General features: G+C 43.1%; 8 protein-coding genes. 1 reads left to right on the top strand and 7 read right to left on the bottom strand.

Going from position 1 to position 8,897, the window contains the following annotated elements:
- Window positions 1-456: 456 nt before the first annotated feature.
- The 7 genes from ACQEXU_RS18890 to dusA form a co-directional block, all read right to left on the bottom strand.
- Entirely contained in the window at window positions 457-1,233 is a 777-nt protein-coding gene (locus ACQEXU_RS18890) for a phosphoadenylyl-sulfate reductase (protein ID WP_427011907.1), read from the bottom strand.
- Entirely contained in the window at window positions 1,226-2,947 is a 1,722-nt protein-coding gene (gene cysI / locus ACQEXU_RS18885) for an assimilatory sulfite reductase (NADPH) hemoprotein subunit (protein ID WP_427011906.1), read from the bottom strand. Before cysI ends, ACQEXU_RS18890 begins: the two co-directional genes overlap by 8 nt.
- Complete coding sequence (locus ACQEXU_RS18880; RefSeq protein WP_427011905.1) at window positions 2,947-4,803, bottom strand: assimilatory sulfite reductase (NADPH) flavoprotein subunit; 1,857 nt, start codon at window positions 4,801-4,803, stop codon at window positions 2,947-2,949. Before ACQEXU_RS18880 ends, cysI begins: the two co-directional genes overlap by 1 nt.
- A gap of 128 nt (window positions 4,804-4,931) precedes the next feature.
- The gene (locus tag ACQEXU_RS18875) at window positions 4,932-5,162 is read right to left on the bottom strand and encodes a hypothetical protein (RefSeq protein WP_367987421.1); all 231 of its coding nucleotides are present in this window, start codon (window positions 5,160-5,162) and stop codon (window positions 4,932-4,934) included.
- 143 nt (window positions 5,163-5,305) lie between these two features.
- Window positions 5,306-5,965 carry a TIGR04219 family outer membrane beta-barrel protein gene (locus tag ACQEXU_RS18870; RefSeq protein WP_427011904.1) on the bottom strand — a complete coding sequence of 220 codons (660 nt, stop codon included), beginning with the start codon at window positions 5,963-5,965 and terminating at the stop codon, window positions 5,306-5,308.
- 112 nt (window positions 5,966-6,077) lie between these two features.
- Window positions 6,078-6,287, bottom strand: a complete 210-nt coding sequence (gene pspG / locus ACQEXU_RS18865; protein WP_367987423.1) for an envelope stress response protein PspG — start codon at window positions 6,285-6,287, stop codon at window positions 6,078-6,080.
- Between the two features lie 164 nt (window positions 6,288-6,451).
- On the bottom strand, window positions 6,452-7,435 hold the full coding sequence (gene dusA / locus ACQEXU_RS18860) for a tRNA dihydrouridine(20/20a) synthase DusA (RefSeq protein WP_427011903.1): 984 nt from the start codon (window positions 7,433-7,435) through the stop codon (window positions 6,452-6,454).
- A 255-nt stretch (window positions 7,436-7,690) separates the two neighbouring features.
- Here dusA and ACQEXU_RS18855 point away from each other — a divergent pair, with 255 nt between their 5' ends.
- Window positions 7,691-8,764: a tyrosine-type recombinase/integrase gene (locus tag ACQEXU_RS18855; protein WP_427011902.1), complete on the top strand. Its 1,074-nt coding sequence runs from the start codon at window positions 7,691-7,693 to the stop codon at window positions 8,762-8,764.
- Window positions 8,765-8,897: the final 133 nt, after the last annotated feature.

Here is an 8,897-nt window from a genome sequence, read left to right as displayed (position 1 = left end):
TTGAAGCCGAAGCTTCTAATTGGATTATCATCAACGAGTGCCCACACAGATTGATAGGTTTATATTGTTAAAGAGCTACTCTTCTTTGTGATTCGTATCACTTCGGAAGAGGCGGCCATTCTAGCGATTTAAGTTTTAGTGTCAACCACTTTTTTCAAACTTTTTTCAAGCACTACTGCTTGGCTAGTAAACCGTGTCGACTTCGCTTGAACCCTTGTGAGCTCTTGCCCTGTCGACGAGGAGGCATTATAGAGATCGCGCTCACATTGGCAAGCGTTATTTAAAAAAAAACACAAAAACAGTGTTTAAGCGCTGACTTTTCATTCAAAGCCTTATTTATCCAACTTTACCCCAATATAACAAACACATTACCCACAGAGTTATCCACAATTGTTTTTCTTTAAACAAAAAAGGGTCGCTTTCGCGACCCTTCTTTTCTATATATAAGCAAACCGATCAGATTCCCGAACCATCTTGCTCTCTATCATCTTCATGAAGACCACACTCACGCTTTAAACCAAAGAAGCGAGTTTCTTCTTCACTCATACCGGGTTCCCACTTTTTCGTTGTATGAGTATCACCAACGGAAAGGTAACCTTCATCCCAAAGTGGGTGATAAGAGAGTCCATGCTGATCTAAATAGTAATGTACGTCTTTGTTGGTCCAATCGATAACAGGTAAAAACTTGAATACACCATTTTGGATAGAGAGAATCGGCAAACTTGCTCTTGATTTGGATTGCTCACGACGTAAGCCCGAGAACCAAGTACCAACTTCTAATTCATCTAGAGCTCTGCGCATAGGCTCTACTTTATTTATCTTGTTGTACTTTTCGATTCCATCTATACCTTGCTCCCACAATTTCCCATAACGCGCTTCTTGCCAATGAGCACTTTCAGCCGCACGGTAAACTTTTAAATTCAGAGTGAGTTGTTCACTGAGCTGATCAATGAAGCGATATGTTTCTGGAAACAAATACCCAGTATCAGTGAGAATGACTGGAATGTCAGGTTGTTGCTGAGTAACTAAATGCAACATCACCGCAGCTTGAATACCAAAACTCGATGAAACCGCAAATTGCCCTTCTAGATTTTCTAACGCCCAAGCAACACGTTCTTGGGCTGTAAATGTTTCCAACTCACCATTAATTTGTGCAAGACGAAGGATTTGCTCCGTCTTAGTTAATGAAAGTAGCTCTGCTAGCTTCGGTTTGGAGGCAATAGAATCAAGCATGCAAGTCCCTCTTAGATACTTTGACTTCTTCGATGATGCCAGCACGGATAGCAAAATCACCAAATCCTTCGCCAGCTTCACGCTCTTTAGCCCAACGGCCTACTAGCTGATCAATCTCTTCTAGTATCTGTTTGTCTGTGATGTTCTCTTTATACATCTTTGGAATACGTGTACCTGCACGGTTACCACCTAAGTGAAGGTTGTAACGGCCAGGAGCTTTACCTACTAGGCCAATCTCAGCCAACATTGCCCGACCACAGCCATTTGGACAACCGGTAACACGAAGAATGATGTTGTCTTCTTCAGGTAAACCATGTTTCTCAAGGATGCTTTCTACATCGGTTACAAATTGAGGCAGAAAACGTTCAGCTTCAGCCATCGCTAATGGACAAGTAGGGAATGCCACACACGCCATTGAGTTTTTGCGCTGCTCACTCACGCTGTCATCAATCAAACCATGCTCGCGGGCAATCTTCTCAATCTTGGCTTTCTGGCTCTTAGCCACACCAGCAACAATTAAGTTCTGGTTGGCCGTCATACGGAAATCACCTTTATGGATTTTGGCAATTTCAGCAACACCGGTTTTCAGTGGCTTACCCGGGAAGTCCAGTAGACGACCGTTTTCGATAAACAGTGCTAAGTGGTGCTTACCATCGATACCTTCAACCCAACCGATGCGGTCACCACGATCTGTGAACTCGTATGGACGACTATCGCCAAACTTCACACCAGCTCGCTTCTCGACCTCTGCTTTAAACACATCTATACCAACACGGTCTAGTGTGTACTTAGTTTTAGCATTCTTACGGTTTGAACGGTTACCCCAATCTCGCTGAGTTGTTACGACTGCAGCTGCAACATCAAGTGTCTTTTCTAATGGAACAAAGCCAAAGTCATCGGCACGGCGCGCATAAGTAGATGTATCACCGTGAGTCATTGCTAGACCGCCACCGACTAGGACATTAAAGCCCACCAGCTTGCCATTCTCACCAATCGCCACGAAGTTCAGATCGTTAGCATGAACATCAACATCGTTCTGCGGCGGAATCACAACCGTTGTTTTGAACTTACGAGGTAGATAGGTCTTACCTAGAATTGGCTCATCATCGTCGGTTGTTTCTACCTTTTCACCATCTAACCAAATTTCCGCATACGCTTTAGTCTTAGGTAATAGATGTTCACTGATCTTTTTCGCCCATTCGTAAGCTTCTTGGTGCAACTCAGATTCAACTGGGTTAGTGGTACATAGTACGTTACGGTTTACGTCACCCGCTGTCGCTATTGAATCTATACCAATGCTGTTTAGAGTCTGGTGCATGAGCTTGATGTTAGGCTTAAGCACTCCATGGAACTGGAACGTTTGACGTGTAGTCAGACGGATACTGCCGTAAAGCGAATGTTCAGTTGCAAACTTATCAATCGCCAACCACTGCTTTGGCGTAATGATGCCACCTGGCATACGTGCACGAAGCATCACGTTATGTAGTGGTTCCAGTTTTTGCTTAGCACGCTCGTTGCGAATATCACGGTCATCTTGCTGGTACATACCGTGGAAACGAATTAACTGGAAGTTATCTGCAGTAAATCCACCCGTAATACGGTCTTGAAGATCCTGTTCGATCGTACCACGTAAAAAATTACTCTGAGTTTTTAGGCGTTCGTTATCCGAAAGAGGTCCTAGAACTTCGCCCAATACTTCCTGCTTATTGCTCATTAGTACACATCCCTTTGGTAACGTTTTGCTTTACGTAAGTCGTTAATAAATTCTTCTGCATCATCACGAGACATCTTGCCTTGTTGTTCCGCGACAATAACTAGTGCTTCATGGACATCTTTAGCCATACGAGTTGCATCACCGCATACATAGATGTATGCACCTTCTTGGATCCACTGCCACACTTGCTCTGCATTTTCTAAGATACGATGTTGTACATAGATTTTTTCAGATTGGTCACGACTAAACGCGACATCTAAACGGTTAAGTACACCTGACTTTAAGTACTTTTGCCATTCAACTTGATACAGGAAATCTTGAGTGAAGGTACGGTCACCAAAGAATAACCAGTTCTTACCTTCAGCATCACGATTGTCACGTTCTTGAATAAAGCTACGGAAAGGAGCAATACCTGTTCCCGGACCAACCATGATCACTGGCGTATTGTCATCTTGAGGAAGCTTGAAGTTATTGTTGTTCTCGACAAACACCTTAACCTCACCGCCCTCTTCTAGACGTTGAGATAGGAAGCTCGACGCACCACCAAAGCGTTTTTCATCACCTTGGTCATATTCAACCAAGCCCACTGTTAGATGAACTTCTTCATCTACCTCTGTTTGGCTTGATGCAATTGAATATAAGCGAGGAGTTAAACGACGCAGTAAACCAACAAGTTCTTCTGCTGTTAACTTAGTTTTCTTCTCAGCAAGTACATCGACTACCTGAGTGTTACCTGCGTATTCTCGTAATTTGTCTTTGTCATCCACCAGCTTTTGCAGTTTCTTACTACCAGATAGCTCTGCAAATTTAGTGACAAGCTGCGGATTTGATGCAGTGATTTCAAACTTACTCACAAGTGCACTATGAATAGATAAGCTTTCGCCATCAATTTCAATACTCTCAACACCAGACAAACCAACCTTCGCTAAGATTGCATTCGCCAGATCAGAACTGTTTTCAAACCAAACTCCAAGCGCATCACCCGGCTGATAAGTTAACCCTGAACCATCAAGGTCAATTTCCACATGACGAACATCTTTACCTGAATCTCGGCCTGTGATTTTCTGACTCGTTAATAACGTAGCCGTATAGGGGTTTTGCTTATTAAAAGCCGAGTGTCCGGGAGCGGCTTGTCCTACAGGTAGCTGAACCACTTCTGCTTCAGGCCCTGCAGCTAAATCTTCTTTGACAGCACTAAGTGCTTTGCTTCGCCACTCTGCAGCTGATGCTTCATAATCAACATCGCAATCGATGCGTTCAATAAATGACGTCGCCCCTAGCTTGGCAAGGTAAGCATCAAAATCTTTTCCTGTTTGACAGAAGAACTCATAACTAGAGTCACCCAAACCAATCACACCATATTTTAGGTTTGGTAACTTAGGCGCTTTCTTTGACTGCAAAAACTCATGGAGCTCAATGGCATTATCAGGGGCCTCCCCTTCACCATTGGTTGACGCGACAACAATAACATGCGTCTCTTTAGCTAGATTTTTACCTTTGTAGTCACTCGCATCAAAAAGCTCGACCGCAATACCTTGCGCTTTCGCCTCTTGCTCTAAGGCTTCAGCCACGCCTTTGGCATTGCCAGTCTGTGAAGCAAAGATAATCGACAACTTACCTGCTGGCTTTGCAGCAACGGCAGCCGCCGCTTGATTAATTGGTGCAGCAGCAGCCATCGGCTGAGCTTGAGAAAGGCCCCAGAAATATCCACTCACCCACGCCAGTTGCTGAGGAGATAAATCAGCTACGGTTTGTTGAAGCGTGTTGAGTTGTTGATCATTTAGAGGACTGGCGATCGCCGGTAATTCTTGTGATTGTGTGTTTCCGCTAGAAGACACATTCTTGTTTAAAGACATGGTCACGACATCCCTATTCATTGCGTGATGATAGATTAACCACTCTCTTTAATAACAAGAAAGAATAGAAGTGAATGTTTTATAACTTTTTGAATTAAGAAAATGCGTTTACCCAAATCGGGAATCCACTATTTTGCTTCTACCCGCACTTGCTTAAAGCCCACAGCCATAGCTGATTTAGATGCGAGATCTAAATCCATGTAATGGCACTCTTCACCATGCGAATCTGTCAATAATACAAAGCCGCCCCGAGCGTGACGAAATTCCACTATCCAGCATCCTTCTTGTGCAGATGGTTCAATAATGGCTTCCACTAATTTTTGCTCTCGATACAAATTACGTAATTCGGTAATAGTCATTCGCTGCAGATCCTTGCTTGTATCTCCCCTTTCTAAGCATGGCTCAAGTGAAAAAAAGAGCACAAAAAAATCCTACTTTATAAAAAATAGATATAAAAAAACGCCGCTTATAAAGCGACGTTTTAATCAATTCAATCTAAGTTTTAGAAACTAAATTCAGCGCCTAAGAACCAACCATCGGCAAAAATAAACGGTTTGCCCAGCTCTGGCTCTCGAAATGTTTCAGATTCTAAGTCAATGGCTCGGTAACCACCACGAAAAGCAATCTGGCTGTTTTTAAGTGGAAGACGGTATTGGATACCTGCAATCAAATCCGTACTCTTGATACCACTGCTGTCGCCAAAGTTCATCTCACCAATAATGTCAAAATTGGTATTTGGCACCGTCAGTTCTGCATAGCCATACCAAGCCCAAATCACTTCATTAAATGTCGCACTCTGCTCGGTATGAGCATTGATGTATTGCGTATTGGCTAAATCACTGACCGTCACACCCGCATCAAAATGCATTAAGTCATGCTCTAGGATGCGGTAATAGAATGTCAGATCGTACTTATCGAAAGCCATGTAGTCTGAATCAACACTTGAGTAACGGAATCGAACATCTGGAACATACGCAAATGAGTGTTCGATAGATGCATAAACACTCGGCGTATTGTCATTGTCGCGTCGTACTTCATTGACCTTGGTATTTGGCCACCACATTTCTGCGCCTACTTTAGCTTCAATTGAGGATTCAGCCATTACTGGTGCAGCAGAGACTGCAGCGACCGTAGCTAAAGCAAGAGCCAATTTGTTATTCATGAAATTCAACACTCCCAATACAGGTATTACGCACCTAAATTCGTGCATGTCCAATAATGGCGCAAATAGTACCACATTCTAATCAGTGGTTAATCTTAAAACGTGATTAACTTTACCTTGGGCTATACACATAGTTTTTGAAAAACCAAATACCCAGCGCAATGACTATCAGCCATGGGATTAATTTTATCACTACGCCTACCATACCAAGCACGACCATCACGACCAAAGCAAGGCCTGTTGCAGCAAATACTGAAAACATGGTGATCCCTGTGACCAATAACGTAGCAACAAACACAAACAGGAAAATTAGCTCAAACATAACTTGTCTCCTTCTTAGTTACTTGAACTAAAGCAGAAAACGAGCCAAAGTTATCACTTTGTTTTTAACCAATTGATTTTTAATCATTAAAAATATAAAAGCCGAACTTCAATAAGATGTTCGGCTTTTGTTGTGGTTAATTTGACCAGCATAGATGGTAAATTTTACACATCTAACTCTTTTGGAATTTTTGATAATGCGGTTTGTACCACCTCAATACCCGAACCCGGTTTATGCGCATTCTCACTAATATAGCGACGCCATTGACGGGCTCCAGGCATATTTTGGAACAATCCCAACATATGACGCGTAATATGACCTAAGTAAGCCCCTTGAGAAAGCTGTTGTTCAATATACGGATACATCTCTTCAACAACCTCAGTACGCTTTTTAACTGGCTTGTCTAAACCATAAATTTTCTGATCGACTTCAGCCAAAAGATAAGGATTCTGATACGCCTCTCTTCCTACCATAACACCATCTAAGTGCTGTAGATGAGTTTGCGTTTCTTCTAACGTTTTAACACCACCGTTAACGGCTATCACTAAATGAGAGAAATCTTTCTTTAGTTGATACGCTCGAGGATAGTCTAGCGGCGGAATTTCACGGTTTTCCTTTGGACTCAAACCGGATAGCCAGGCTTTACGAGCATGAATAGTAAACTGTTCACAACCGCCTTTCTCAGAAACAGTCGAAACGAAATCCGTTAGAAACTGATACGAATCTTGATCATCAATGCCGATACGAGTTTTAACCGTCACCGGGATATCAACCACTTCTTTCATTGCCGAAACGCATTGCGCCACCAGCTCAGGCTCTGCCATTAAACACGCACCAAAGCGACCATTTTGGACGCGATCAGAAGGGCAACCAACATTCAAATTAATCTCATCATAACCTCGCTCAGCTGCTAGCTTCGCACAGGTAGCTAAATCTTGAGGGTTTGAACCACCTAACTGAAGTGCGATTGGATGCTCTTCTTCGTTGTAAGCAAGGAAGTCCCCTTTACCATGAATAATGGCGCCCGTTGTGACCATTTCGGTATACAGCAAAGTTTCATTGGTCAGCAAACGGTGGAAGTAGCGACAATGACGGTCAGTCCAATCGAGCATAGGGGCAATGCTGAAACGAGAAGAAGGAAAATTCATAATTAAAACCTTAAAAATCAACAATATAGAAATATGTCATATCGATTTTGCAATGACCTATTTCTGCATATTTTGTCCGGTTTTAACTTAAAAAGTCCCTGAAGGGATCAATTTAGGGACTTTTAGGGACACGAAAAGCAGAAATCTTCATGCGAATTTGGGTCGAGGATTATACAGCCAAGGTCACATTTCGCCAAATCTGCACCGCCACCATTGCAAGCGTCTTTGCCACAACCCAACTCAGAGGAAATTATTGTGGCAACGATTAGTATTGAAAAAGTAGCGAGTAAGCAAGGGACTCGATACAAAGCACGGGTACGAGAAGCAAGGAATGGAAAACGTCTGTTCGAAAAATCGAAAACATTCGGCAAAAAGAGCGATGCCAATAAGTGGGCAAAACAGTTAGCTAAAGAGTTACAAGAAGATGGCATCCCCTCGATTGAATCTAGTGCGAAAGAAATTTTGATTGGTGACTTAATCACGCTCTACCTTGAAGACCCCATCACTTCTCGCGATCTGGGACGCTCCAAGTCCGCAGTATTAAGGCGGTTACGCTCGTATGACATTGCACTTGTTCCTGCGCATCTGTTGACCGCAACACACCTAGTACAACATTGTCGTGTAAGACTGGCAGAGCCATCGGCACCGACACCACAGACTGTCTATCAAGACATCACATACCTACGTAGCGTGATCAACGTGGCAGGGCCAATGTTTGGCTACAACGCTAACGTACATGCACACAATGAAGCGATACCGACATTGATTAAATATCGTCTTATTGGGCGCAGTGAGAAACGAGATCGACGTCCAACTGAAGTTGAATTGAGCCTAGCTGAGCAAGGGCTTAGAAAACGAGAGAGCCACCGAGCCTCATCCATTCCTCTCGTCGATATTTTTCACATTTCGCTTTCAACTTGTATGCGCCTTGGCGAAATTACGCGGATCAGGTGGGAGGATTTTGATGAGAATGCAGGTACTGTGGTCATTCGAGATCGAAAAGACCCACGGCAGAAAAAGGGCAATCACTGCACTATTCCGTTATTTAGTGACGCTATTGAGATCATCAAACGTCAACCAAGAATAGATTCATGCATCTTTCCCTATAAATCTACCTCGATTGGTGCTGCGTGGCAGAGAATGTGCCATGAGCAGGGCATTGATGATCTTCATTATCATGACTTACGAGCTGAAGGGGCATGCAGGCTGTTTGAACGAGGACTCAACATCGTTGAAATATCACGTATTACAGGGCACCGTGACATCAACGTACTTAACAATATCTATCTACGCTTGAGTGTCGAAGACATTCATAAACGCATCAACTAAAAAGCTAGAAGCAAGTGGCTCCTCATTCATCACTGGTTGCATGAGAGAGCCACCCAAACCCTTAGTTACATTATGTTACAAACATAAAATAATGATCAGTTTTTGATGAAAACCAACGCTACCGAAAACTCAA

The organism is Vibrio sp. TRT 21S02 (assembly GCF_050113675.1).
Lineage (GTDB): Bacteria > Pseudomonadota > Gammaproteobacteria > Enterobacterales > Vibrionaceae > Vibrio.
Note: the sequence above shows the minus strand (reverse complement) of the source record. Positions and strands in the feature narration are given on the sequence as shown.